This is a genomic window from Methylobacterium sp. HJ2 (assembly GCF_056431005.1).
Genome location: NZ_JBWJYM010000002.1, coordinates 240,211 through 265,011 on the forward strand (window position 1 = coordinate 240,211; position 24,801 = coordinate 265,011).

16 protein-coding genes and 1 tRNA gene are annotated in these 24,801 nt (G+C 73.5%); 5 read left to right on the plus strand and 12 right to left on the minus strand.

The window, feature by feature from the left end:
• Window positions 1–455: 455 nt before the first annotated feature.
• The 3 genes from ACS5RC_RS05735 to ACS5RC_RS05745 form a co-directional block, all read right to left on the minus strand.
• Window positions 456–1,316 carry a flagellar motor protein MotB gene (locus ACS5RC_RS05735; RefSeq protein ID WP_478342865.1) on the minus strand — a complete coding sequence of 287 codons (861 nt, stop codon included), beginning with the start codon at window positions 1,314–1,316 and terminating at the stop codon, window positions 456–458.
• Between the two features lie 22 nt (window positions 1,317–1,338).
• A complete protein-coding gene (motA, locus tag ACS5RC_RS05740) occupies window positions 1,339–2,202 on the minus strand; it encodes a flagellar motor stator protein MotA (protein WP_478342866.1) in 864 nt (287 codons plus the stop codon).
• A 382-nt stretch (window positions 2,203–2,584) separates the two neighbouring features.
• On the minus strand, window positions 2,585–3,475 hold the full coding sequence (locus tag ACS5RC_RS05745; protein ID WP_478342867.1) for a LysR family transcriptional regulator: 891 nt from the start codon (window positions 3,473–3,475) through the stop codon (window positions 2,585–2,587).
• A gap of 105 nt (window positions 3,476–3,580) precedes the next feature.
• On the opposite strand from ACS5RC_RS05745, the gene ACS5RC_RS05750 reads away from it, so the two are divergent.
• On the plus strand, window positions 3,581–4,462 hold the full coding sequence (locus ACS5RC_RS05750) for an SDR family oxidoreductase (protein ID WP_478342868.1): 882 nt from the start codon (window positions 3,581–3,583) through the stop codon (window positions 4,460–4,462).
• 228 nt (window positions 4,463–4,690) lie between these two features.
• Here ACS5RC_RS05750 and ACS5RC_RS05755 read toward each other — a convergent pair whose 3' ends face one another.
• From ACS5RC_RS05755 to ACS5RC_RS05770, 4 genes are all read right to left on the minus strand, one after another.
• Window positions 4,691–4,894 (minus strand): SlyX family protein, encoded by a 204-nt coding sequence (locus tag ACS5RC_RS05755; RefSeq protein ID WP_478342869.1) that lies wholly within the window; start codon window positions 4,892–4,894, stop codon window positions 4,691–4,693.
• 138 nt (window positions 4,895–5,032) lie between these two features.
• A complete protein-coding gene (locus tag ACS5RC_RS05760; protein ID WP_478342870.1) occupies window positions 5,033–6,310 on the minus strand; it encodes a GGDEF domain-containing protein in 1,278 nt (425 codons plus the stop codon).
• A gap of 193 nt (window positions 6,311–6,503) precedes the next feature.
• Window positions 6,504–7,799 carry an HlyC/CorC family transporter gene (locus ACS5RC_RS05765; RefSeq protein WP_478342871.1) on the minus strand — a complete coding sequence of 432 codons (1,296 nt, stop codon included), beginning with the start codon at window positions 7,797–7,799 and terminating at the stop codon, window positions 6,504–6,506.
• Window positions 7,800–7,857: 58 nt separating this feature from the next.
• On the minus strand, window positions 7,858–9,294 hold the full coding sequence (locus tag ACS5RC_RS05770; RefSeq protein ID WP_478342872.1) for a hypothetical protein: 1,437 nt from the start codon (window positions 9,292–9,294) through the stop codon (window positions 7,858–7,860).
• 238 nt (window positions 9,295–9,532) lie between these two features.
• Between ACS5RC_RS05770 and ACS5RC_RS05775 the strand changes: the two genes are divergently transcribed.
• On the plus strand, window positions 9,533–9,931 hold the full coding sequence (locus ACS5RC_RS05775; protein ID WP_478342873.1) for a DUF3775 domain-containing protein: 399 nt from the start codon (window positions 9,533–9,535) through the stop codon (window positions 9,929–9,931).
• A 115-nt stretch (window positions 9,932–10,046) separates the two neighbouring features.
• On the opposite strand, the gene ACS5RC_RS05780 is transcribed toward ACS5RC_RS05775, so the two are convergent.
• Together ACS5RC_RS05780 and ACS5RC_RS05785 are read right to left on the minus strand one after the other, a co-directional pair.
• Window positions 10,047–12,197: a sensor histidine kinase gene (locus ACS5RC_RS05780; protein ID WP_478343420.1), complete on the minus strand. Its 2,151-nt coding sequence runs from the start codon at window positions 12,195–12,197 to the stop codon at window positions 10,047–10,049.
• A 262-nt stretch (window positions 12,198–12,459) separates the two neighbouring features.
• Entirely contained in the window at window positions 12,460–12,762 is a 303-nt protein-coding gene (locus ACS5RC_RS05785; protein ID WP_478342874.1) for an Rdx family protein, read from the minus strand.
• Between the two features lie 242 nt (window positions 12,763–13,004).
• Between ACS5RC_RS05785 and ACS5RC_RS05790 the strand changes: the two genes are divergently transcribed.
• Window positions 13,005–13,079: transfer RNA gene (locus ACS5RC_RS05790), tRNA-Val, on the plus strand.
• 232 nt (window positions 13,080–13,311) lie between these two features.
• Complete coding sequence (locus tag ACS5RC_RS05795; protein WP_478342875.1) at window positions 13,312–14,586, plus strand: efflux RND transporter periplasmic adaptor subunit; 1,275 nt, start codon at window positions 13,312–13,314, stop codon at window positions 14,584–14,586.
• Between the two features lie 13 nt (window positions 14,587–14,599).
• Here ACS5RC_RS05795 and ACS5RC_RS05800 read toward each other — a convergent pair whose 3' ends face one another.
• Complete coding sequence (locus ACS5RC_RS05800; RefSeq protein ID WP_478342876.1) at window positions 14,600–14,962, minus strand: cupredoxin domain-containing protein; 363 nt, start codon at window positions 14,960–14,962, stop codon at window positions 14,600–14,602.
• A 194-nt stretch (window positions 14,963–15,156) separates the two neighbouring features.
• On the opposite strand from ACS5RC_RS05800, the gene ACS5RC_RS05805 reads away from it, so the two are divergent.
• On the plus strand, window positions 15,157–18,015 hold the full coding sequence (locus ACS5RC_RS05805) for an EAL domain-containing protein (protein ID WP_478342877.1): 2,859 nt from the start codon (window positions 15,157–15,159) through the stop codon (window positions 18,013–18,015).
• Window positions 18,016–18,223: 208 nt separating this feature from the next.
• On the opposite strand, the gene addA is transcribed toward ACS5RC_RS05805, so the two are convergent.
• Window positions 18,224–21,655 (minus strand): double-strand break repair helicase AddA, encoded by a 3,432-nt coding sequence (gene addA, locus ACS5RC_RS05810; protein ID WP_478342878.1) that lies wholly within the window; start codon window positions 21,653–21,655, stop codon window positions 18,224–18,226.
• Window positions 21,655–24,798 (minus strand): double-strand break repair protein AddB, encoded by a 3,144-nt coding sequence (gene addB / locus ACS5RC_RS05815; protein ID WP_478342879.1) that lies wholly within the window; start codon window positions 24,796–24,798, stop codon window positions 21,655–21,657. Before addB ends, addA begins: the two co-directional genes overlap by 1 nt.
• Window positions 24,799–24,801 lie beyond the last annotated feature (3 nt).

Below are 24,801 nucleotides of genomic sequence, written 5' to 3' on the forward strand. Positions count from 1 at the left end.
GGCGGCGCGATCCCCTGAAGGCCCAGGCGCATGCCCGGACGGCCCTCAGGGGCGGGTAAGCAGACGGCTGAGCAGGAGACCGCGACGGCGCGCGCGCAGACGGGCCGCCCCGGCGGCACCGACCCTCTCGCACGCTGAGCCGGCTCTGGCCAAGGCTCGTCACTCCTCGCGCGGGCCTCTCCGGCACCGCTCACAATCAGCCGGCGTCAGTATCGATGTGAGGAGAGAAATGCAAGCGCGTGCCCGGCCGTGGGGCCGGTCGAGACCGGCCGAACGCCGGGGCCGCGGCGAGACCCGATGCCCTGGCGAGGGAGACGCCTGCGGAGACGGCGACCGTGATCGTCATCATCGTGCGGGGCAGCATCCAGCGACCGTGACGCCCTGGCCGACGCGCTTCCGCTGCGTCTGGCGACCCGGGGTTGCCATCGGCCTCGAGGGTTGGCGGCGTCCTGTCGTCAGCGAGGGAAGTTCGAGGGCGCCGGTGGGCTCTCATCGAGCAGAGTGATCGCGACCCGTCGGTTCGGCGCGGTGTAGGGATTGTCGGGAAAATACGGCTCGGTATCGGCGCGGCCCGCCACGGAGGCGAATTTGTCGTTGGGGATCCCGGCGCCCGACAGGATCTCGCGCACGGCGAGCGCACGCCTGGCGGTGAGGTTCCAGGGCTCGGCGGCCGGCACGGAGCCCGGGCGCGCGACGGCCGTGTGGCCGGTGATCGTCAGGCGGTTCGGCAGTTGGCGCAGAGCGGGCGCGAGCGCCTCCAGCACGCGACGGGTCCGCTCGTAGGGGTCGACGGAGCCCTCTCGGAACATGGATCGGCCATCCTGATCCACGAGGGACACGTTCACACCGTCCTTCGTCGTCTCGATCACGATGTTGCGCGACAGCTCGGCAATGTCGGGCATCTTCTGGAGCGCCTGCTTGAGGCTGGCGATGGCGCTGTAATTGGCCTGCACGCTGGCGGCCGAGCGGCTGGTATCGAGATCGCTACCGCGGCCCGGACTGGTTGAGCGCGCTCGGCCTTCCCGCTCGGCGGAGCCCGTCTCCTGATCGCGGGGCGTGGACGCCTTCTTGCCGGAATTGTCCAGGGCTGTGCCGTACAGCGTTCCGCCGGCTCCACTGCTTGCAGAGCTCAGAGCCGACGGGGCGAAGTATTCCGCCAAACCGACCTTCTGCTCCGGCGTCGTCATGCTGATCAGCCACATCAACAGAAAGAACGCCATCATGGCGGTCACGAAGTCGGCATACGCGATCTTCCAGGCGCCGCCGTGGTGGGCATGAGCGGCCTTCTTGACCTTCTTGACGATGATCGTGGCCATGGTGTTCCTGCTGGAGAGAGGGTCAGGCCTGAGCAGGCAGAGCGGCGGTTGCTTCTTCCACTTCTTCGAAGCTCGGGCGGACGTCGCTCATCAGAGACTTGCGCGCAAATTCGATCGACATCACCGGCGGCTGGCCGCCGATATGGGCGAGCAGACCCGCTTTGAGCGACAGGTAGTATTTGGTTTCGGCCGCGAAGAGACTCTTGAGCGACTGCGCCATGGGCCCGAAGAAGCCATAGGCGACGAAGACGCCAAAGAAGGTGCCGACGAGCGCGCCGCCGATCAGATGTCCCAGCACCTCCGGCGGCTCCTTGATCGCCCCCATCGTCTTGATCACGCCGAGGACGGCGGCGACGATGCCGAGTGCCGGCGTTCCGTCGGCGAGCGACTGCATGGCCGAGACGAGACGCTCCTGCTCCTCGTGGTGCGTCTCCAGTTCCTGATCCATCAGCGCTTCGATCTCGAAGACGTTGTTGGCGCCCAGCGTCACCATCCGCATGTAGTCGCACACGAACTCGACCGCGTGATGGTTCGCCGCGAAGGTCGGGAAGGCATTGAACAGCGTCGACTCGCCCGGATTCTCAATGTGCGGCTCGAGCGCCAGCGCACCCTTCTGCTTCGCGAGTCTGAACAGTGAAAACTGCATGCCCAGCAGTTCGACATAGGATTGATGCGTGTATTTGGGGCCCTTCACCAGCGTCAGGAACATGGTGGGCACGGCCTTGAGCACCGGTCCGATGTTGCCGATGATGAAGGCGCCGATGGCTGCGCCCAGGATGATGACGAACTCGAACGGCTGCCACAGGACTTCCAGGTGGCCGCCCATCTGCGCGTAGCTGCCGAAGACGCAGGCGAAGACGACCAATGTGCCGATGATCAGCCGCATAATGTGCCATCCTTGCGTAGCGGCAGGTCCAGCCAGCGCGAAGCTGCTTATCAAGTGGCAAGTCGCCGATTAAGGTTAACACCGGGTTTAGAGCCCTGGTCGCAGTGTTGCGGCGACGTCCGCGGTCACGTCCTTTTATTGGGACGCGGACCGACGGAAATACACCCCACCCGGCCATTCCGAGGCACCGGCCAACACGACGGAAGCTGGCCGCAAGCGGAATGGCTGCTTCCGAGCAGGCCCGCCGGAAAGGCGGACGAGCTCCCACCGACCCGACCCAGTCGTTGGCGACGTGGCCCTGACGCTCTGGGAGCGGACATTCATGCGATGACGGACGCGCTCAGCGGTTTCTGCATTCGCATGGGCCCGGCTCGGGGCGGGCTCATCCCTCGGCGTAGGACGTCAGCTCGTCCGGCGTCCCGTTCGGAAAAGCCCGCTTCAGATGGTCGAGGAACGCCGAGACGCGCGCGTTGAGCAAGCGACGCGTCGGGTAGAGCACCCACAGCGTGATGTCCGGCGCGTCCACGTCACCCCAGTGGACCAGCGTGCCCTTGGCGAGATCGCGGCCGACGAGCGAGACGGGCAGGCGTCCGGCGCCGGCGCCCGCGCGCACCGCGTCGCGGACCATGATGAGCGACGCCAAGCCGAGGACCGGCTCGACCGCGATCGTGGCGGGGCCGGCATGCGTCCTCACCCGCCATGCCGAGCGGTCGCCGCCGCCTCGCACGACGGCCGGAACGGCCGCGCCTTCGGTCGGCCGGGCGAGGTCGGGGCCTGCCACCACCACCAGTCGGTCGCGCAGGAACGCGCGGCCGACGAGGCGCTCGTCCGGGTCCGGGTTCACCCGGATCACGAGGTCGAAGCCCTCCTCGATCATGTCGACGGCCCTGTCCTCCGTCGTGACCTCCAACCGGACCTCCGGGTATCTGAGGGCGAAGCTCGCCGCGAGCTTCCCCATCACGGTCTGGGAGAACAGCAGGGGCGCGCTGATCCGCAGGCGTCCACGGGGCCGCTCGCCGCCCGAGGCGATCGCCGCGGCGGTCTCCTCCAGTTCGGTGAGCAGCGAGCCCGCCCGCCCGAACAGCGCCCGCCCTTCCTGCGTCAGCTTCAGATCGCGCGCGCCCCGCTCGAACAGGCGCAAGCCCAGGCTGGCCTCCAACTCGGCCACGCGTCGTGACAACGTCGCCTTCGGGCGTCCGGCAGAACGGGCGGCCTTTCCGAACCCACCATGGCGGGCGACGAGGGTGAAATCGGCGAGGGCAAGCAGGTCCATCGTTCCACCAGCGAGACGGTGCGTCCAGATATAGCCGCTATTGGCGCAGGTGTGGATCGCTCATCTTGGGGTCAGCCAAACGGCCCAACCCGAAGGAACGACCCCATGACCATCCTCGTCACCGGTGCCACCGGCCGCGTCGGCCGCAACGTCGTCGAGCAGCTCGTCCAGCGCGGCGCGAGCGTCCGCGTGCTGACCCGCGATCCCGCCAAGGCCGATTTCGGGCACGGCGTCGAGGTCGTGAAGGGCGACTTGCTCGACATCGACGCGCTGCGGGCCGCCTTCTCCGGCATCCGCACGTTGTTCCTGCTGAATGCGGTGACGGGCGACGAGTTCACCCAGGCGATCACCACCCTGAACGTCGCCCGCGGGGCGGGTGTCGAGCGGGTCGTCTACCTGTCGGTGTTCGACGCCGACCGCGCCGTCAACGTCCCGCATTTCGCGGTGAAGTTCGGCGCCGAGCGGATGCTGGAGGCGATGGGCTTCAGCGCCACGATCCTGCGGCCGAGCTACTTCATCGACAACGAGGTCATGATCAAGGACGTGATCACGAGCTACAACGTCTACCCGATGCCGATCGGGTCCAAGGGCGTCGCCATGGTCGATGCGCGCGACATCGCCGAGGTCGCCGCGATCGAACTGATCCGCCGCGACCGGGCGCCGGGCAAGCTGCCGATCGAGACCATCAACCTCGTCGGTCCCGATACGCTCACCGGGGCGGACGCCGCCGCGATCTGGAGTGAGGTTCTCGGCCGCCCCGTCGCCTACGGTGGCGACGACCCGAGCGGGTTCGAGGCGAACATGGCGACGTTCATGCCGAAGTGGATGGCCTACGAGATGCGCGTGATGGCCGAGCGCTATGTCAGCGACGGCATGATCCCGGAGGCGGACGACCGCGAGCGGCTGACCAGCATCCTCGGCCGCCCGCTGCACACCTACCGCGCCTTCGCCGCCGCGCTCGTCGCCCAGGGGACGGCGACCGCCTGAGCGCTCGCCTCCCGCGCGGCGACCGTCGCGAAAGGGCGAGGCTCCGGCCTCGCCCCGAGCCCCCGCGCTTACCGCTTCGGCCCGCCGCCCCCGGGCGACGGCGGCTCACCCCGCGATGCGTTCCAGAACCGGTCGGACGGCTCACCACCCCTTGCAGAAATGGTCGCCGCGGTTCGCAGGGGACAGCGCGTCAACCGGTGAACCCACAGCGGGCAGCCGCGCAAACCCTCAATAATGCGGCGGCAGCGGCTCCGGCCCGCGCGGACCGCCGCGGTCGGCGGTCTCCACCTGCTCGCGGAGCGCCTCGACCTGGCGGGCCAGGCGGTCGATCAGGCGCCATTGCTCGGTGACGATGCGGTTGAGATCCTCGACCACCGCCTCCTGCTCGGTGAGGCGCATCTCCAGGCGGTCGAGCCGGGCCGGGTCGTTCATCGCTGCTCCGGAATTCTGTCGGCCCGCCTCCTACCCGGTTTCGGGGCCGCCCGCACGTCGGGGGTCGGGCGGGCCGGGTCGGGCGTGGGGGATGGGCGTGGGGGCCGGGCGGCGGGATCGCGGCACCCGCGCCGGCGGTCAGGCCGCGCGCGGCAGCGGCTCGGCGGCCACCGAGACCCGGTCCCGGCCGGCGCGCTTGGCGGCGTAGAGGGCGTCGTCCGCCCGGCGCATCAGGGTGTCGAAATCGCCGCCCCGGCAGCGCGCCAGCCCGGCGCTGACGGCGAGCCGGAGGCCCGGCAGCTCGGAGACGGCGATCGCCCCGAAGGCCCGGCGGACCCGCTCGGCCTGCGCCAGGACGCCGTCCGGCTCCGGCCCGGCCCCCTGCTCATGTCCAGCCCCTTGCCGAGCCCCTTGCCCAGCCCCTTGCCCAGACCGTTGCCGGGTCCCGGGCCCCTGCCCGGCCGCTTGCGCGGCCTCTTGCTTATGCCCGCTCGCCGCGCCCTCGGCGATCAGGCAGGCGAATTCCTCGCCGCCGAGGCGCCCGAGCGTCGCCTCCGGCATCAGGGCGCGGGCGAGGTCGCAGAAGGCGATCAGCACCGTGTCGCCGACCGCGTGGCCGTAGGTGTCGTTGATCGCCTTGAAGTGGTCGAGGTCGAACACCACCAGGGCGACGGGGCGCCCGGCCCGCAGCAGCGCCTCGGCCTCGGCCACCAGGGCGCGGCGGTTGGCGGCGCCGGTGAGCGCGTCGGTGGAGGCGGCCACGCGCTGGCGGTGCTCGGCCCGCTCCTTGGTCAGGGCCATGAACACGAAGGCCGAGGCCAGGGTGAACAGCATCGCGGCAAAGCACAGCAGCGTCACCCAGCCGAGGTTCAGCGGGTTGGCGGTGGCGGGCGGCGGCGCCAGCAGGGTGGCGGGGATGCGCACCGCGTAGCAGGCGGCGTAGAGCCCGAGCAGGATCGCCGCCGGCCGGCGCGAGGGCAGCGGCTCGATGCGGCCCGCCCCGATCTCGCGGGCGCCCGCGGCGCAGTAGAGGGCGGCGAAGGCCGAGGCGAAGATCACCCGCGCGGGGACCGATTCGTAGAAGGCGGGCGCGAGGCAGGCCACGCTCCACAACGCCGCCCCCGCGAAGGCGAGGCCGGGCCGGACCGGGCGCCCCGCGAAGGCGCGCATGCCGCTCCAGATCAGCCCGTAGGCCGCGATCATCAGGGCGTTGGCGGCCCCGATCGAGACCGCATCCGGGATGTGGCCGCGCAGCGCGAGGCCGATCGAGGCGAGGCCGCCCGCGAGGTGGGCGATGCCCCAGATCAGCAGCGCGGTGGCCTCGCGCGCCTGGCGCCACGCGAACAGGAACAGCAGGCCGACCAGGACGGTCAGCGCGAACGTCACGATCAGGAGGGTCGTGATGTCGAGATGCATGCCTTCTCCGCCCGGCACCCCGCGCGCCGGCCCCCGGGGCCGCGGCATCGACCGACGCTCCCGAAGATCACGAGATGCCGTGACTATCGATAAAGCATAAGGCCGTGACCTTTCAAAGTGACGAACCGGCCCGGTCCTGGCAAACAGCTGCCTTTGTTGTCCCTTGAGGCCGCACCGACACAGAGTTGCTCCCTCACGCCTCGGGCGGCGGCCCGGGCGGGCGCAGCGGCGTGATGCGCAGGGTGGTGATCCGGTTCTTGCTCTTGCGCAGCACCTGGAAGCGGAAGCCGTGGAAGTTGAAGGCGGTGCCCTGGTCGGGGATGGCTCGCGCCTCGTGGATCACGAGGCCCGCGATGGTGGTCGCCTCGTCGTCGGGCAGGTTCCAATCCATCGCCCGGTTGAGGTCGCGGATCGGCACGCCGCCATCGGCATTGACCGAGCCGTCGCTCTGCGGGCGCACCCCGGAGACCGTGACGTCGTGCTCGTCGGCGATGTCGCCCACGATCTCCTCCAGGATGTCCTCCAGGGTGACGAGGCCCATCACCTCGCCGTACTCGTCGACCACGAGGGCGAAGTGGGTCTTCTTCGAGAGGAAGGCCTTGAGCTGGTCGCGCAGCGAGGTGGTGTCGGGCACGAACCACGTCTCCAGCGCCAGCGCCTCGACGGTGAGCTGCGAGGCGTCGCCGCCCGCCGCGTCGAGCGCCCGCAGCAGGTCCTTGGCGTGGAGCACGCCGACGATGTTCTCGGGCGTGCCGCGCCAGAGCGGCAGCCGGGTGTAGGGCGAGGCCAGCACCGCCCGCACGATCTCCTCGGAGGGCAGGTCCGCGTCGATGGTGCGCATCTTGGTGCGGTGGACCATCACCTCGGAGACCGAGAGCTCCTGCAGGTCGAGCAGGCCGCCCAGCATGTCGCGCTCGGCCTTGGCGACGCCGCCCTCCTTGTGCAGCAGCGCCACCTGCCCGCGCAGCTCGTCGCTCGCCGAGAGGATCGACTGGTGGTCGCCGATGGTGATGCCGAAGGGGCGCAGCATCAGCCGCACCAGGCTCTCGATGGCGATCGCGGCCGGCCCCATCACCGCCACCGCGAAGGCGACGGGCCGCGCCGTGATCAGCGCCGCGCGGTCGGGCTTCGAGATCGCGAGGGTCTTGGGCAGCACCTCGGCGAAGACGATGACGAGGACCGACATCCCCACCGTGGCGTAGATCACCCCGCTCTTGCCGACGAGCGCGGTGAGCACGCTCGTGGTGAAGGCCGAGGCGCCGATCGCCACGATGTTGTAGCCGATCAGCATCGCGCCGATGAAGCGCTCGCGGGTCTGCAGGATGCGGTTGACGATCCGCGCGCGCGGGTCGCCCGCCTGCTCCAGCGCCAGCATCCGCGCGCGGGAGGCCGCCGTGAAGGCGGTCTCGGCGCCCGCGAAGAAGGCCGAGAGCAGGAGCGAGATCGCCACGATGCTCGCGGCGAACCAGAGGTCGGTATGGGATTCCATGGCGCCCGTTCTTCCGCCAGATCGGGGTGCCGCGACAAGCCCCGTCGCGCGCCGACGCTCAGCGCGGCGCCACCGCGCGCGCCGTCCAGGTCGCCCAGTAGACCGGCCGGCCGTAGAGGCTCGACCCGTCGGTCCCGTCGGCGCGCGGCGCGAGGCGGTCGAGCCAGGTGACGAAGCCGGACTTGCCCGAGAAGGCCGCCGGGGTGTCGAGGTTGCCGTAGCGGTCGGTCATCCAGAAATGGCCGGAGCGGTCGTAGCGTCCGCTGCCGTCGCCGCCCGAGCGCAGGCCGAGATAGGCGGGCGAGCGCCCGGCCGAGACCGGCTCGGCGTAGAGCTGCAGGGCCGCGATCGCCTCGGGGGTGAGGTCGGCCGTGTACTGCACGCAGATGTCGGCGACGGGGCCGCCGGGGGCGTTGGCCGGGCGGCGGCAGGCGTAGGAGAGGACCCAACGCTCCATCCCCTTGGCCTTGGCGGCGCGCACGAAGGTGCCCGCGGGCAGGCCCTGGATCAGGGCGCGGGCCGGGGACCAGACTCGGGGCGCGTTCAGGTCGCGGGCGGTGCGCAGGTAGAGGGCGAGGCGCCGCTCGGTGGGCGGCAGGCGGCAATCCTCCGGCATCGCGTCGGTGTAGAGGTAGTGGTAGACCTGCCCGACGACGCTGATCGAGCCGCTGAGCCCCTGCGTCTCGGATCCGGTCTCGACGCACTGGCTCACCACCGGCTTGCCGGCCTCGTCGAGCACCGCCGCGGGCCCGGCGGCCTTGCCGCCCTGCGGCTCGAAGGGCGTCCACAGCACGGCCTCGCCCTCGGCGGCCCGGCCGCGGATGTCGAAGCGGGCGAAATCGTAGGTGCGCGCCTGGATCTGCACGCGGCGCTGCTGGCCCTCGGCGCCGGCCGTGGCGATCAGGAAGACGTGGTAGTAATCCTCGCCCGCCCAGTCGCGGCCCGCCACCGCGATCGGGTTGCGCGGGCTGATCCCCGCCTCGGCCGGCGCGGGCTCGTCCCGGCGGCGGCGGCGCGGCTCGCGCGCGGCCTCCCACAGCCGGGGCTCGGCGGGGGGCAGGGTCAGGGCGAGCTGCTCCGGGCTGCGGCCGGAGCGCACGGCGCCGCCGTCGGCGGGATCGAGGGCGCGCCGGGCCTCGCAGGCCCCCGGGCCGCGCCGGCCGGCCGGCGGCGTCTCGCCCTGGAACACCACCTGGATCGGGCCCGGCGGATCGCCCGCGCCGAGGCGCAGGACCTGGACGTTGCGGGCGAAGGCGCAGGGCGGCGGCGCGTGGAACACGCCCTCCGCCTCGCTGCCGTCGCGACAGATCTCAAGGGTGCCGCCGCCCGTGCGGAAGCAGGTCGGCGACACGCCCTCCGACCCCTGCGCCCGCGCCGCGGAGGGGTTTTCGGGGATCGTCAGGGCGCCCGCGGCGAGGAGCGCCGCCAGGATGCGCCGGAGCCCGAGGCGCCGCGCGCCGGGTTGGTCGGGGGACGAAGCACCGGTTCCGCTCACACTCATCCCGCCGCCGCCACCTCCGCCCGGATCCGCACCACCGCCCGGATGGCCGGGCGGCCCTACAACGGTCCGGCGGCGCGTTGCGATCCAGGGCCCTTGTGGACCGCCGCCGCAGGCCCGGAAAGGCCGGCAGACCACGCACGGGAGAACCGCCCGGCGCCTCGCAAGTTGACGCTGGTTGGAAGACGCATTGGAAGACGAGCCCGGGCCTGGGCCCGCGCGATCGGAGTGGTTCATGGATATCGCCGTCGACAAGGTCACCGAGATGGTTCTGCGGCTGCGGGCGGTCGAGGTGAAGGAGGGAGCGACCGACCCGGATTCGGGCTCGAATCCCATCGACGACGGCGCCACGGACGTGCTCGTCGGCGGCACGGACGACGCCACCGAGCGCGAGATCCGCGGCGTGATCGCGAGCCTCAACGACGACGAGCGGGCCGACCTGCTGGCCCTGCTCTATGTCGGGCGCGGCGACATGGAGCCCGAGGAATGGGGCGACGCCGTCCGCTTCGCCCGCGAGCGCGAGGCGGCCGGCGAGGGCGCGGCCCGCGAGCTCCTGGGCACCCCGAATGCCAGCGACCTGCTGGAGGAGGGCCTCGACCGCCTGGGCATCACCCCCGACCTGCCGCAGGATTGATAGGCCGGGCCGCGGCGCGGGGCTCGGGCCCCGCCCGCCCCGGGAGACGTCCCGCTCCCGCTGCGGGTCCGCCCACGAGGCGGGATTTCCGCAGCCGGCCCGCGAGCCCGCTGCCTCAGCCCGGCAGCGGCAGCGGGGCGATCCGCGGCGGGGCGATGGCGGCCTTGCGCTCCAGGAGCCCCGGGGGCGGCACCGGCGCCGCGATGGTGCAGACGACGCCCTCCGGGTGGAACAGGAGCTGGACCTCGCCCGCGAGCTCCCGGGCGAGGCCGCGCTCGATCAGGCGCGAGCCGAAGCCGGTGCGCGTCGGCTTCGTCACCGGCGGCCCGCCGCTCTCGGTCCAGCGCAGCGTCAGGCGGGTCTCGGTGTCGCGCGAGACGGACCACGCGATCGCCACCAGCCCGCTCTCGTTCGACAGGGCGCCGTACTTCACCGCGTTGGTGCCGAGTTCGTGCAGCGCCATCGCGATCGAGAGGGCGACCCGGGGCGGCAGCCGCAGGGACGGCCCCTCGACGGTGAAGCGCGACTGCCCGCCCTCTCCCGCGTCGAGCGGGCGGATCGCGTCGGCCACGACGGCGCCGAGCTCGGCCCCCTCCCAGCTCTCGCGCGTGAGCACGTCGTGCACGCGGGCGAGCGCCAGGAGGCGCGCCTCGAAGGCGGCGCGCGCCGCGTCCGCCGCCTCGCCGTCGAGGCCGCGCAGCGACTGGCTGGCGATCGACTGCACCGTGGCCAGCGTGTTCTTCACCCGGTGGTTCAGCTCGTGGATCAGCAGCAGCAGGTGCTCCTCGGCGAATTTCGCGTCGGTGATGTCCACGTTGCAGCCGGTGTAGCCGAGGAAGCGCCCGGCATCGTCGAGGCGGGGCACGCCCTCGCAGCGGAACCAGCGCACGGCCTGGTTCCGGTCGATGACCCGGACTTCCGTGCGGAACGGGATGCGGGCCGCGAAGGCGTCGGCGAAGGCCCCCGAGAACGCCTCGAGGTCGTCCGGATGGACGATGCGGTGCCAGCCGGAGACCGCCAGCTCCTCGGCCGGGATGCCGAAGAGGTGGTCGAAATGCATGTTGACGAAGTTCACCTCGGCGGATTCGTCGGTCATCCAGATCAGGGCCGGCGCCGAATCCGCCATGTGGCGGAAGCGGGCCTCGCTCTCCCGCAGGGCCGAGAGGCCGCGCTTGGTCTCGTCGAGGGCGCGGTCGCGCTCCTCCTCGCGGGTGCGCAGGCGCAGGGAGGCGTCCGACAGCACCTCGCCGAGGCGGCTGATCTCGTGGACCGGCGAGGCCACCCGGGGGATCGCCTCGCCGCGCGACAGGGCCGGGCCGGTGGCGGCGAGCTGCCGCAGGGGCCGCGACACCCGCGACCACAGGTTCACGGCGAGCACCGAGGAGGTCGCGAGCACGAGCAGGCCGAAGCCGCCGAAGGCCCAGGTCCAGCGGCGCAGGCGCGCATCCACCAGGGTCTGCGGGATGCTGGCGCCCACCGTCCAGCCGGTGAGGCGGGAGCGGGCCTCGACCACCACGACGGGCCGGTGCTGGCGGTCCTTGCCCTCCCACACGCCCGGCGTGTCGGTCTGGATCTGCCGCAGGGTCGCGAGGCGCGGGCGGCCCACCACCGAGGCGGGCTCGGGCAGCCGGGCGAGCACGCGCTGGTCGCGGTCGGAGATGCCGGTGGTCCAGCCCTCCACCACCTCGCGGGCCAGGATGCCCTGGAGCCGGTTCAGCGGCGCGTTGAAGCTCAGAATGTAGGGCACGTCGCCCTCGACCAGGACCGGCACCGCGACGGCGTAGGTCGCCTGGTCGGGCATCGGGCCCGGAAGGAAGCCCGAGACCATGGCGCGCTGGGTGCCGCCGACGACCTCCGCGTCGAAGGGCAGCGCGGTGACCGGCAGCGGCGCGCCGCGCTTCACGCCGGTGTTGACGACCTGCTGCCCGTCCGGCCGGCGCAGGATGATGTCGAGGTCGATGGCGTCGCGCACGAGCCGCGCCTGCGCGTCGAAGGCGTCGAAATCGCCCGCCTTGAGCCGCGGCGAGGTGGCCAGCGTCTGCAGCACCGAGACGAGGCCCGCCGTGTCGCGGTCGACCGAGAGGGCGATGCCGCGCACGTTCTCGCGGGCGTCCTGCTCGAAGCGGGCGCGCTCGGCGGCGGCGTAGCGCATCAGCAGGATCGCGGTGAACATCAGGCCGGGGCCGATCAGCGCCACCACCAGGGCGACCAGATAGACCTGCGTCGAGAAGCCGTTGCGGCCGAAGCGGTTGAGGCGCCGCCCCAGCCCGGCTGGCCGGGCCGCGGGTCCGCCGCGGGTGTCCGAGGCCGGCTTCACGCGCGGCCCCGCGGCGCGCTGCGGGGGACGAGGCCGCGCCGGGCGGCCGGCGCCGCGCCGGATCCCGCGGCCAGCGCCGCGACCGGTCCGCCGGCCGGCCACTCGGTCCGTGCCGCGGACCCCGCCGCGACCCGTATCCTGGCCGGTCTCATGCCCCGTATCATGGCCGCTCCGAGCTTGGCCGCTCCGGGGCCGGTTCGCGTGGCCGCTCTCATGCGCGGTCGATATGACCGAGATCGCGGCCCGGGTCGAGGCGGTCGCGCACGCGCTGCTTCAGAGCCTTCACGTCGGGAAAGCCGCCGTCGCGGACCCGCTCCCAGACGGCCTCGCCGTCGACCGCGATGCTGAAGGCGCCCCCGGAGGCCGGCACCAGGGCCACCTCGCCGAGATCGTCCCGGAAGGTCGAGAGCAGCTCCTGCGCCATCCAGGCGGCGCGCAGCAGCCAGTTGCACTGGGTGCAGTAGGTGATGGCGACCCGCGGCTTCACCGCCGCTGCTTCGGGCATCTCGTCCATGCCCGCACAGCGCATTGTGCGGGAAGCCTTGTCAACCGGGCGGGTCCCGCGGCAGCCGGGATGAGGGCGCGGGAGGAAGGCGCGACGAGGGTGGGATGGGCTGCGGGCGCCGCGCTCCGACCCGGACCCTTGCGACCCGGAGCCTTGACGGGACGCCCTCCGGCGCCCTAGAAGGCCTCCGGCTCGGGTGCTCGGCGCCCCCGGGGCCGCGGGCGCGACGCTCGCGGGCACCCGCGCAGCTCGGACGGTTAGCACAGCGGTAGTGCGTTCCCTTCACACGGGAAAGGTCGCAGGTTCGATCCCTGCACCGTCCACCATCTCCCCCCTTCCGAACGCGTGCGACGACCCGGTCCGTCAGGCCCGGCGCGCCGGACATAATGCGGAAACCGCGACGCGGCAGGGTCTGGCTCGGTCTGTGCTCATCCGGGTTCCGGCCGCGGGCTCCGGCCGCGGAATCGGCCGACCCGCCCGGTGCGGCCCCGCGCCCGCTGGTGGCGGGGATCCGCCCGGTATACCGTACACCCATTGCGGCGCTGAGGGCGCAGGATCATGAAAGCCCACGGCGACGCGCACGAGATCCCGCGCCCTCCGCGCAAGACGCCCTTCGTCCTGGGCGCGCTCGTGTTCGCCGGTCTGATCGGCTGGGGCGGCTACGGCCACTGGCGCCAGCGGGCCGAGGCGGCGGAGACCCAGCGCAAGATGAAGGCCTTCGTGCCGCGCCTGCGCACCGCCGCCGTGGAGCGCACCGACAAGCCCGTGGACCTGACCCTGCCGGGCGAGACCCAGGCCTTCGCGCGCGCCGCGATCTCGGCCCGGGCCACGGGCTACATCGCGGAGCGGCGCGTCGACATCGGCACGCGGGTGAAGGCCGGCGACATCCTGCTGCGGATCGCCGCCCCCGACCTCGACCAGCAGCTGGCGCAGGCCGAGGCCCAGATCGGCCAGATGCAGGCGCAGCTGCTCCAGGCCAAGTCGCAGGTCGATCAGGCCCGGGCCAACGTCAACCTCGCCACCGTCACCAACAGCCGCACCTCGACCCTGGCGACGCAGGGCTGGGCCTCCCGCCAGAACGCCGACACCTCCCAGGCCGGGGTGCTGAGCCAGGCCGCCAACCTCGCCTCGGCCGAGGCCGGCGTGAAGGTGGCCGAGGCCAACCTCAAGGCGCAGGCCGCCACCGTCGACCGCCTCAAGGCGCTGACCGGGTTCAAGGACATCGTCGCCCCGTTCGACGGCGTGGTGACGACCCGCAGCGTCGATGTCGGCGACCTCGTGAAGGCCGATGGCGGCGGCACCGCGCTGATCAGCATGGACCGCGACGACATCCTGCGCATCAACGTCAACGTCCCGCAGAATGCGGCGGTCGGGGTCAAGCCCGGGGTCGAGGCGTCGATGCAGGTGCCGCAGATGCCCGAGCGCACCTTCCGGGGCGTGGTCGAGCGCTCCTCGGTGGCGCTGCTCACCGCCTCCCGCACCCTGACGACGCAGGTGGACGTGCCCAACCCGGACGGCGTCCTGCGCGCGGGCCTCTACGCCTACGTCACCCTGAAGATCCCCCGGAGCGAGCCGGCGGTGATGATCCCGGCCGAGGCGCTCGTCTTCAACCAGCGCGGCACCCAGGTGGTGGTGGCCGGCGAGGACAACCGGGTCGAGTGGCGCAGCATCCATGTCCGGCGGGATTTCGGGCAGGCGATCGAGCTCGACCGCGGCCTGACCGGCCGGGAGCGCGTGGTGCTGAGCCCGCCGCCGGACCTGCGCGACGGCCAGGAGATCGAGCGCGGCGACGACCCCGCCAAGGACCGCCCGATGCAGGCGGCCACGCGCTGAGGCCCCGCGCGCGTCAGTTCACCCGCACCAGCAGCTTCATCTTCGGGTGGATGCCGCACAGCACCTGGAAGGTGCCGCTCTTGGTGAAGGTCACGGGCGTGCGGCTCCCGGGGGCCTGATCGCCGGAATCGAAGCTGAAATTCTCCGCCTCGATATAGGCGTGGTGCAGCAGGTCGCTGTCGTCGTTGACGATGGTGACGGTGTCGCCGCGCCCGACCACGAGGCTGCCCGGCTGGAACGCCCGCCCCTTCTGCGAGACGAGATGGCCCGAGGCCTCGATCCGGCTCACCCAGAGCGCGGCCGTGGCGGCGAGCGCGCACAGCCCGATCCGGATCGCCGGGCGGGAACGGGCGGGCAGGAGGGCGGCGCGGCGCATGGCTGTCTCCGAAGGGGCCGTCCAGCTTAAGGTCGCGCGCCTTGAGAAAGTATTGCGTCGTCCGCCCATCCGGATCGACCTGCGGCGCGCGGCCCGGCGCCGGCCGAGATCTCGGACGCCGCGGCGGAGACTCATGCGATCTTAAGAAATCCCGCGCATCTTGAGCGAACCTGATCAGCGAGCAGGCATCGATCTTGAGACAGGAACGGACCAAACGGCCTGGACGGATCGGCTCGGCGGTGGTGCTGCGCGTCTCGGACGCCGCCGCGACGATCCGGGGCCGGATCCTCACGGCGTTCCTGACGATGAGCCTGCTCACCGGCGCCCTCGGGCTCTACGCCATCGACAGCATTCAGGAGATCGGCGGCCTGGTCCATCGGACCTACGACGAGTCGCTGATGTCCATCAACTACGCCCGGGCGACCGCGGCCGACTTCGCCAAGATGCGGGCGGCCTTCGCCCAGCGGGCGCTGGCGCAGGACCCGGCCGCGGCGCGGACCCTCGACGCGGAGATCGCGGATCTCTCCGCGACGCTCGGCGAGGATCTCGGCATCGCGGTCGAGCGGTCGCAATCGCAGCGGGTGGTGCGGACCGCCGCCACCGTCCGCGACCGGATCGCGGCCTGGGACGGGGTGCGCCACGCCATCGTCTCGGCGGGCGCCGCCCCCGGCGCGAGCTGGGCCGACCTCGACCGCGAGGCCGCCGCCGTCGACGCGCAGATCGACCTCCTGGTGAACTACACGGCCGGCGACGGCTTCACCTTCCGGCAGGCCGCCCGCACCCTCGTCGCGGACCAGATCCGCTTCAACGCCGCGGCGATGCTCGCGGCGCTGCTGCTGGCGGGCGTCGTCGCGTGGCTGCTGCACCGGCGCATCGTCGGGCCGCTCTCGGCGGCCTCCGCGGTGGCGCAGCGGATCGCCGCCGGCCACCTCGACGACGCGATCCCGGCGGACGGCCGGGGCGAGCTCGGGCGGCTGCTGGCCGCGATGGCGACCATGCGCGACAACATCCGGGCGATGATGGAGCGCGAGGTCAGCCAGCGCCGCTCCGCCGAGACGCTGCTCGCCGATGCGCTCCAGAGCTCGCGCGAGGGCATCGTGGTGGTCGACGGCGCCGGGCGGATCGTACTGGCGAACGCGCAGGCCCTCGCCTTCTTCGACGGCCTCGGCGCGGCGGTCGAGAGCGGGCTCGCGGTGATGCCCGCCGAGGGCGCGACGCCCACCACAGACTACGCCCGGGCCCTGGCGCGCGACGGCAAGGCGCGGCTCGCCGACGGGCGCTGGCTGCGGGTGAGCCGCAGCACGACGCGGGACGGAGGCTTCGTCGCCGTCTGCAGCGACGTCAGCCTGCTCCGGGAGCAGGAGGAACGCCTGACCGAGACCAACCTGCGCCTGGACGCGGCCCTCGACAACATGTCGCAGGGCCTCTGCCTGTACGACGCCGAAAGCCGCCTGATGGTGGTCAACCGGCGCTATTGCGAGATCTACGGGCTGGCGCCGCAGGCGGTGGTTCCCGGGATGAGCGCCCGGGCGGTGCTGGACCTCAACATCGCGACGGGCCTCCACGGCGGGCGCACGGTCGACGACCTGATCCGCGAGGAGCGCGAGGCCTTCGGCCCGGGCCTGCCCAACACCCTGTTCCAGGAGCTCGGGAACGGCCGCGTGGTGTCGATCGCGGGCCGGCCCACCGCGGATGGCGGCTTCGTGGCGACCTACGAGGACGTGACGGAGCGGCGCCGCGCCGAGGCCCGCATCGCCTTCCTCGCCCATCACGACGTGCTGACCGGGCTGCCCAACCGGGTGAAGTTCAACGAGCAGGTCGAGGCGGCGATCGCCCAGGCGGGCCGCGAGGCGGGCTTCGCCCTGTACTCCCTCGATCTCGACGGCTTCCGGGCGATCAACGACTCGCTCGGGCGCGTCGTCGGCGACGAGCTGCTGCAGGCGGTGGCCAACCGGCTCTCGGCCTGCGTGCGCGAGATCGATTGCGTGGCGCGCCTCGGCGCCGACGAGTTCGCGATCCTGCAGCGCGGCGTCGAGCGGGCCGAGGACGCGGCCGTGCTGGCACGGCGCATCATCGAGGTCCTGAGCGCGCCCTACACCCTGTCGAGTCAGGGGGTGAGCCTCGGCGTCACCACGGGCATCGCGCTGGCGCCCTCGGACGGATCGAGCTGCGAGCGCCTGATGAAGAACGCCGACGTGGCGCTCGACCGGGCCAAGGCCGAGGCGCGCGGCGCCTTCCGGTTCTTCGAGCCCGACATGGATGCGCGGATCCAGGCCCGGCGGCTGCTGGAGCGCGACCTGCGGGAGGCGCTCGCGGCCGAGGCCTTCACGGTCTACTACCAGCCGATCTACGACCTGCGTGCGGAGCGGATCTGCGGCTTCGAGGCCCTGCTGCGCTGGTTCCACCCGGTGCGCGGCCCGGTCTCGCCCGCCGAGTTCATTCCGCTGGCCGAGGAGCTCGGCCTGATCGTGCCCCTCGGCGAATGGGTGCTGCGCCGCGCCTGCGTCGAGGCGAGCCGCTGGCCGGACGGCCTGAAGATCGCCGTCAACGTCTCGGCGGTGCAGTTCACCTCGGCGAGCCTCGTGACCGCGGTGCGCGAGACCCTGCGCGCCACCGGCCTCGACGGGCGCCGCCTCGAGCTGGAGATCACCGAGTCGGTGCTCGTCGCCAATCCGGGGGCGACGACCGCGATCCTCCACAGCCTGCGCGCCCTCGGCGTGCGCGTCTCGATGGACGATTTCGGCACCGGCTATTCCAGCTTGAGCTACCTGCGCAGCTTCCCCTTCGACAAGATCAAGATCGACCAGTCCTTCGTGCGCGACCTCTGCACCACCGCCGGCACCGACTTCATCGTGCGCGCGGTGATCGGCCTCGGGACGAGCCTCGGCATGACCACCACCGCCGAGGGTGTCGAGACCGAGGACCAGCTCGCCAAGCTGCGGGCCGAGGGCTGCGACGAGGTCCAGGGCTACCTGTTCAGCCGGCCGGTGCCCGACACCGAGGTCGCGGGCGTGATCCGCAAGTGGAACGGGGCGGCGCAGGCGATCGCCTGACGGAGAGGCTCGCCGCCGCGACGGTCGCAGATCGGCCGGCCTCCTCCCGCGAGACCGGCCCCGCTCTCCCATCCCGATCCCTCATCCTGAGGTGCCGACGCGCAGCGTCGGCCTCGAAGGATGCGGTCGTGGGGCGGGACCTGTTCGGCCCCTCCGGATCCGATCGATCCCCGGACTGCGAGATCCGGGCGTCCCACGCCCGGCCCGGTCAGATCAGCGCCAGCCCGGAAGCCGCCAGCGCCTCCGCGATCTCCGCCTCGCCCAGGGGCCGGATCACCGGCCCGGAGGTCCAGACGAGATAGGGCCGCACCGCGTGGCCCGGATAGATCCGGGCGAGCAGGCTGGCGTAGAGGGCGATCTGGCCGGCCTCCGCCTGCGGCGGCGGCGACCCCGGCTCCGGCGGCCGGCCGGTCTTGAAGTCGCAGAGCCAGACGGTCCCGTCGCGCACGGCCAGGCGGTCGATCCGGCCGAAGACCGCGCGCTCCGTCCCCTCCGACAGCACCCGGCCCGACAGGCTGACCTCGGCACGCGCGTCGGGGGCGAAGAGCGGGGCCAGCGCCGGCGCATCGATCAGGCTCAGCGCCGCGCGCACGATCCGGCCGCGGGCGGGCTCGGGCAGGCCGGGCGCCCGGGCGCGCACGAAGGCGCGGGCGGCCTCGGCGCGCCGGGCCGCCTCGATGCGCGGCAGGTGCTCCAGAAGGGCGTGGATCAGGATGCCGCGGCGGCGCGCCTCCGCGTCGGCCTGGCGCGGCGGGATCAGGCGCTGGCCGTCGGCGGCCTGCAGCGTGCCCGACGGGCTCAGCGGCGGGGCGGCCGCGGGCTCCTCCGGGACGGGGCGGCGCAACCAGTCGGGCTCCGCCGCCCGCGCGGGCGGGGCGATCCGGGCCGGCGCGGCCGTCGGCGCCGCGCTGCCGTCGTGCCAGAGCGTGGCGGCGCCGTAGGGCATCTCCCGCGCCTCGCCCGCGCCGAGCGCCCGCTCCAGGCCGCTGCGGATCATCCGGCACCACGCCGCCTCGGTCTCGCGCTCGTGGCCACGATAGGGCGCGATCACCAGGCGGTCGGCGGCCCGGGTCATCGCCACGTAGAGCAGGCGGTTGTGCTCCTCCCGGCCCCGGGCCTGCAATTCGGCCCGCGCCTCGGAGAGGACGGCGCAATCCTGCCCGCGCGCGCTCGACCAGACGGGCGGCAGGCCCCCCTCCCCCATCGGCAGCAGCGGCGGATCGTTGCGGCCGAGCGGCTCGCAGCCGTCGATCACCACCACCAGGGGCGCCTCCAGCCCCTTGGCCCCGTGGACCGTCATCACCCGGACCTCGTCGCGGCCCGATTCCATGTCGCGCTTGACCGTGTGGCCCTCCGCCGAGCCGTGGTAGCGGGCGAGGAAGCCGCCGAGCGAGGGCGCGTCGTTGCCCTGCTCGGCCTGGGCGGCGGCGGCCAGGAACACGTCGATGGCGTCGCCCGCCTCGCCGCCGAGGCGCGCCACCAGCCGCGCCCGCCCGCCCCGGGGCCCGAGCAGGGCGGCGTAGAAGCCGAACGGCCCTTCGGCGCCGGCGAGCGCGATCCAGCCGCGCAGCGCGTCGCGCCCGCGGAGCGCGGCCGGATCGCCGGCCTCGGCGTGGCGGTGGAGGGCATCCTCCAGGGTCTCGGAGAGGTCGCGGCGGGCCGCGATCCGCACGAGGTCGTCGTCGTCGAGGCCGACGAGCGGGGTCTTGAGGGCGGTGGCGAGCGTGAGGTCGTCGGCGGGGAGCAGACCGGCCCGGCCGACCGCCACGAGGTCGTTGACCGCGATGTGGGCGGCGATGTCGAGGCGGTCCTGGCCGGCCACCGGCACGCCGAGGCCCTTGAGCGCCCGGATCACCTCCTCGAAGGCGGCCCCGCGCTTGCGCACCAGGACCAGGATCTCGCCCGGGCGCCAGACCCGGCCGCCCTCGTCGCCCTCGGTGGTCCAGCTCCGCACCGCGCGGGCGATGCGCCGGGCGGCCACCAGGGCCGGCGCGCTGGTCTCGGGCGCGTCGACGGGGGCGGCCCAGGCGTCGGGCTCGACCTCCTCGGCCGGCTCCTCGATCGGCCAGAGCTCGACGGCCCCGGGGGCGGCGGGCCGGGCGCTCGCGTGCACGGTGCCGGTCGCGGCGTCGTCGAAGGACAGGCCGCGGTAATGGTCGGGGATCGCGAAGGTGGCGTCGACCGCGCGCAGGACCGCGTAGGTCGAGCGGAAGGACAGGGTCAGCGGCACGTCCGCGAAGGCGAGGTCGGCGGCCCGGGCCTCGCCGACCCAGGCGAGGCGGGTCTCCGCGAAGACGCGGGGGTCGGCGCCCTGGAAGCTGTAGATCGACTGCTTCGGGTCGCCGACCGCGAAGCGGGTGCGGTGGAGGGCGCGCGCCCCCTCGCCGCTGGCGAACTCGGCGGTGATCCGGCGCAGGATCTCCCATTGCTGCGGGTTGGTGTCCTGCGCCTCGTCGATCAGCACGTGATCGACGCCGCGGTCGAGCTTGTACAGAACCCAGCCCGCGCCGACCCGCTGGAGCAGGTCGAGGGTCTTGTGGATCAGGTCGTCGAAGTCGAGCGCCCCGAGCCGGGCCTTCTGGGCCTCGACGCGGCGGTGGATCTCGGCGGCCAGCGTGAACAGGGCCTGGGTGCGGGCATGGGCGCGCGCGGCGCGCAGGCGGTCGAACAGGGGCACGAGGCGGTCGCGCTCGGCCAGCATCGCGGCGCGCGCGCCCTCCGGCACGGCCTTGGTGCCGAGGCTGCGGTCGGCCTTCGGCGCGTCCTTCTCGGTGAAGAACACCCCGCGGTAGAGATCGAGCGCCCCGTCCGTCTCGCGGGCGTCGCGGACCGCGAGCAGGGCGTCGGCCAGGGCCTTGTCGGTCTTGGCGCCGGTGCGCAGCTGACCGGCCAGGGCGTCGAAATCGGCCGGGCCGCCGTCGAGGATCTCGGCCTCCAGGCTGTCGGCGCTCTCCGCGGCGGCGAGCCCGAGCGCCCGGTGCAGCCGCACGAACTGGGCTTCGAGCCCGGCCCGGTCGCCGAGCACGGCGCGCGCGGCCATCGCCCCGCGGATCGCCTTGCGGAGCGCGTCGCCCGTGGCCTCCGGGGCGACGCGGGCCAGCGCCTCGCTCAGGGCGGCGTGGCCCGCCACCGCGTCGGCCAGGACGTTGCTCGTCTCGACCTCGAAGGCCTCGCGGGACTGGGCGTCGTCGAGCACCACGAAGCGGGCCGGCACGTTGGCCTCGAACGGGAACATGTGCAGCAGCCGCTCGCAGAGGGCGTGCAGGGTCTCGATCTTGAGGCCGCCCGGCGTCTCGACCGCGCGGGCGAAGAGGCGGCGGGCCGCGTCGAGGCGCTCGCGCGAGGGCCGCTCGCCGGTCAGCTCGAGGAGCTCGGCCCCGAGGGCCGCGTCGTCGAGGGTGACCCAGCGCCCGAGGCGCTGGAACACCCGGATCGCCATGTTGGCGGCCGCCGCCTTGGTGAAGGTGAGGCAGAGGATCCGCCCCGGCGCCGCGCCGTCGAGGAGGAGCCGCACCACCCGGTCGGTGAGCACCTTGGTCTTGCCCGCGCCCGCGTTCGCCGAGACCCAGGCCGAGGCGCGGGGATCGGCGGCGCGGCGCTGGTTGGCCTGTGTCAGGGCATCGACGACGAGCGCGGACATCAGCCCTCCCCCTCCCCCGCCAGTGACCATTCGAGCACGCGCGCGAGATGGTCGTAGGCGCCGTAGCTGCGCGCGTATTTCGGGTAGGGCCGGGAGACGTAGGCCGCCTCGCCGGTCATGAAGCGCGCGATCAGGCCGCGCAGGCGCTCCGTGTGCTCGGTCACGATCGCCTCGACGGTGCGGGGATCGCCCCGCGGCGGCTTCACCGGCAGGGGCGTGAACGCCTTCCGGCCGCCCGAGGCGTAGACGTAGAGCAGGTCGGGCGCGGTGTTGGCGCGCCGGAATCCCGGGAACGCGCCGGCCATCAGCATCGCGGCCTCGAGGGTGAGCTGCGGCGAGAAGCCGGCGAAGACCTCGCGGTTGCTCGGCGGCTGCCCGGTCTTGAAATCGACGATGCAGGCGCCCCCGTCCGCCCGCCGCTCGATCCGGTCGGCCCGGGCGCGGAGCGTGAAGGTCTCCGCGCCCATCGGGATCTCCCAGCGCCCGTAGATCTCCGGGTGGATGCGCAGGCCGGCCGCGCGGCGCTCGTACTCCCAGGGCAGATAGGCATCCGCCATGCGCTGGAAGCGCGGCCACCACTCCGCGTAGAGCTCCGGGTAGGTGTTCTCGATCTCCGCGAAGGCGTTGGCGCCCAGATCCGCCAAGCGCTCGGCCGCGAGATCGAAGCTCGGCAGATCCTCCGGATAGCGCTCGGCGAACGCCCCGAACACCGCGTGGACGAGGGAGCCGCGGTCGCTCGCGCCGGGCTGGGCCGCCACCGGATCGAGCGGGTCGAGCCCGAGCACGTGGCGGGCGAAGAGGCTGTAGGGGTCGCGCACCAGCGTCTCGATCTCGGTGACGCTGAGGGAGCGCGGGAACAGCGCCGGGTCCGGCCGCGGCTTCGGCTGGGTCAGGCGCGGCTGCGGCGGCAGGGTGTCGATCGCCGCCGCGTAGCCGAGGAAGCGGCGTCCCTCGGCGACCGCCTCGCCCCAGCGCGCCTCGCCCACGAAGGCGCGCATCCGCTGGATCAGACGCGAGGGCACGGTCGGCGCGCCCTCGCGCTTGGCCGCGCGGGTGATCACCGCGTCCCGGCAGGCCAGCGTCTGCACGAAGTCGTGCGCCATCTGGCCGATGCGGCGCTCGGGCGGATCGAGGCCGACGCGGCCCCGCATCGGCCGGTTGAGGAAGGCGTCGGTGACGGTGCGCAGCGGCCAGACGCCCTCGTCGAGCCCCCCGAGCACCACCCGGTCGGCGCTGAGGAGGCGCGCCTCGAGCAGGCCGAGGATGCGCAGGCGCGGATGCGGCGGCGGCCCGGCGCAGGGCACGCTCCGCTCGCGGGCGAGGGCGGTGAAGAAGGCGGCGTAATCGTCGAAGCGGCCGGGCAGGAGGTCGGGCGCGGTCAGTTCGAGATCGTCGAACAGCGCGTCGAGGCAGTGGAGCGAGCCGTCCTCCGGCCCGGGCGCGCCCTCGGGCACGGCGGTCAGCCAGTCGCAGACCGCCCGGTGCCGGCCGGCCAGGGCGACGAGGCCCACGGTGTCGGCATCCGCGCCGGGGAAGTCCGCGAAGGCGATCTCGAGGCGGTCGAGCAGCGCGGCGGCGAGGTCCCAGTCGATCTCCACGAGCCGGCGCTTGGCCCGCGGCTGGCGCTCGGGCGGGGCGGCGCGCTGGTCGGCCAGGGCCTCCCGGATCCCGGCGAAACCCGGCCGCGGTGCGAGGCCGCGCAGCACGCCGATCTCGAGGGCCGCCGCGCCCCGGACCACGTCGGCGCGCGGCATGCCGAGATGGACGAGCGGGTGGGAGAGGAGCGCGATCAGCCGGGCCGGGATCGCGTCGCCCTGCCGGCGGGTCAGGTCGGCGGCGAGCTCCGCCGCGAGCCGGGCGAGGCGGCCGGCCGAGGCGCGGGAGAGGGGCAGCCCGGCGCTGTCCTCGGCGACGATCCCCCAGCGGGCGAGCTCGGCGGCGACGCGCGCGGCGAGGCCGCGATCCGGGGTGACGAGGGCCGCGGTGGCGCCCGGCCGCTCCAGGGTCTCGCGTAGCGCCGTCGCCGCGGCCAAGGCCTCCTCGCGCTCGTCGGCGGCCTCGACCAACGCGAGGCCGGCGAGGCCGAGCGCCGCGATCCGGTCGCGCGCGGGCGCGTCGAGCCGGGCCCAGGCGTCGGTGGTCTCGGCCGGGCGCAGGGCCTGCGACAGCAGGATCGCGCGGGCCTCGGCCCCCGCGTCCGCCCGGCCGAGCTCGGTCACGGCGTCGCGGCCGAGACTCAGCCCGGCGGGGCCGAGCAGCCGGTGCAGCACCGCCTGCGGGTGGCCGTGGGCGATCTCGCGGTCGAAGCCCTCGCCGGTCTCGATGGCGTCCCAGCCCGCCGCGTCGAGGTCGCGGTCGAGGCCCGGCAGCACCACGGCGCCGCGGGGCAGCGCGGCGACGGCGGCGATCAGCTTCACGGTGGCCGGCACCGAGCCGGTGGAACCCGCCACCACCACGGGATCGCCGGGGCGCTCCCGGGCGAGGCGGCGCGCCTCGGCGAGGACGAGGCCGCGGGCGCGCGAGACCGGGTCGCTCAGGCCGCGCTCGGCCAGGATGCCGGGCCAGTTCTCGGCGGCGATGCGGACGAAATCGAGGGTGAGGCCGAAATAGCGCGAGTATTCCGCCTCGACCGCGCCCGCGATCTCCGACCAGGGCAGGCCCTCGACGGTGAGCGCATCCATCAGGCGCTCGAGATCGCCCGCGAGCCCGACCGCATCGGCGGGCGAGGACGGCACGAGGAAGGGCACCTCCGCCTCCATCGGCAGCAGCGTGCGGTCGATCGTGGAGGCCCAGCCCTGGACGAGGCGGGCGAGGATGAGCCGCCGCTCCAGCGGCGGCATCGGCGCGCTCAAGGGGTCCGGCCCGTTCTCGAGGAGCGGCTCCGCGGCGAGGTCGAGCTCGGCCTCGTCGGCCTCGCCGAGCGGGATCATCCGGGGCAGCAGCGCGGCGGGCCCGAGCCTCGCGGCGAGCAGGGCCGCGAGCGCCCGCGCCGCCCGGCGCGTCGGCAGGAACAGGGTGACGCCGGCGAGCGCCAGCGGATCGCCGCCGAGATCGCCGACGAGGCGCCCGTCGAGCAGCGCGTCGGCCAGCGTCGGCAGGAACGGGGCGCCGCGCCCGATGGTGAAGAGGTGGGACTCAGACATCTC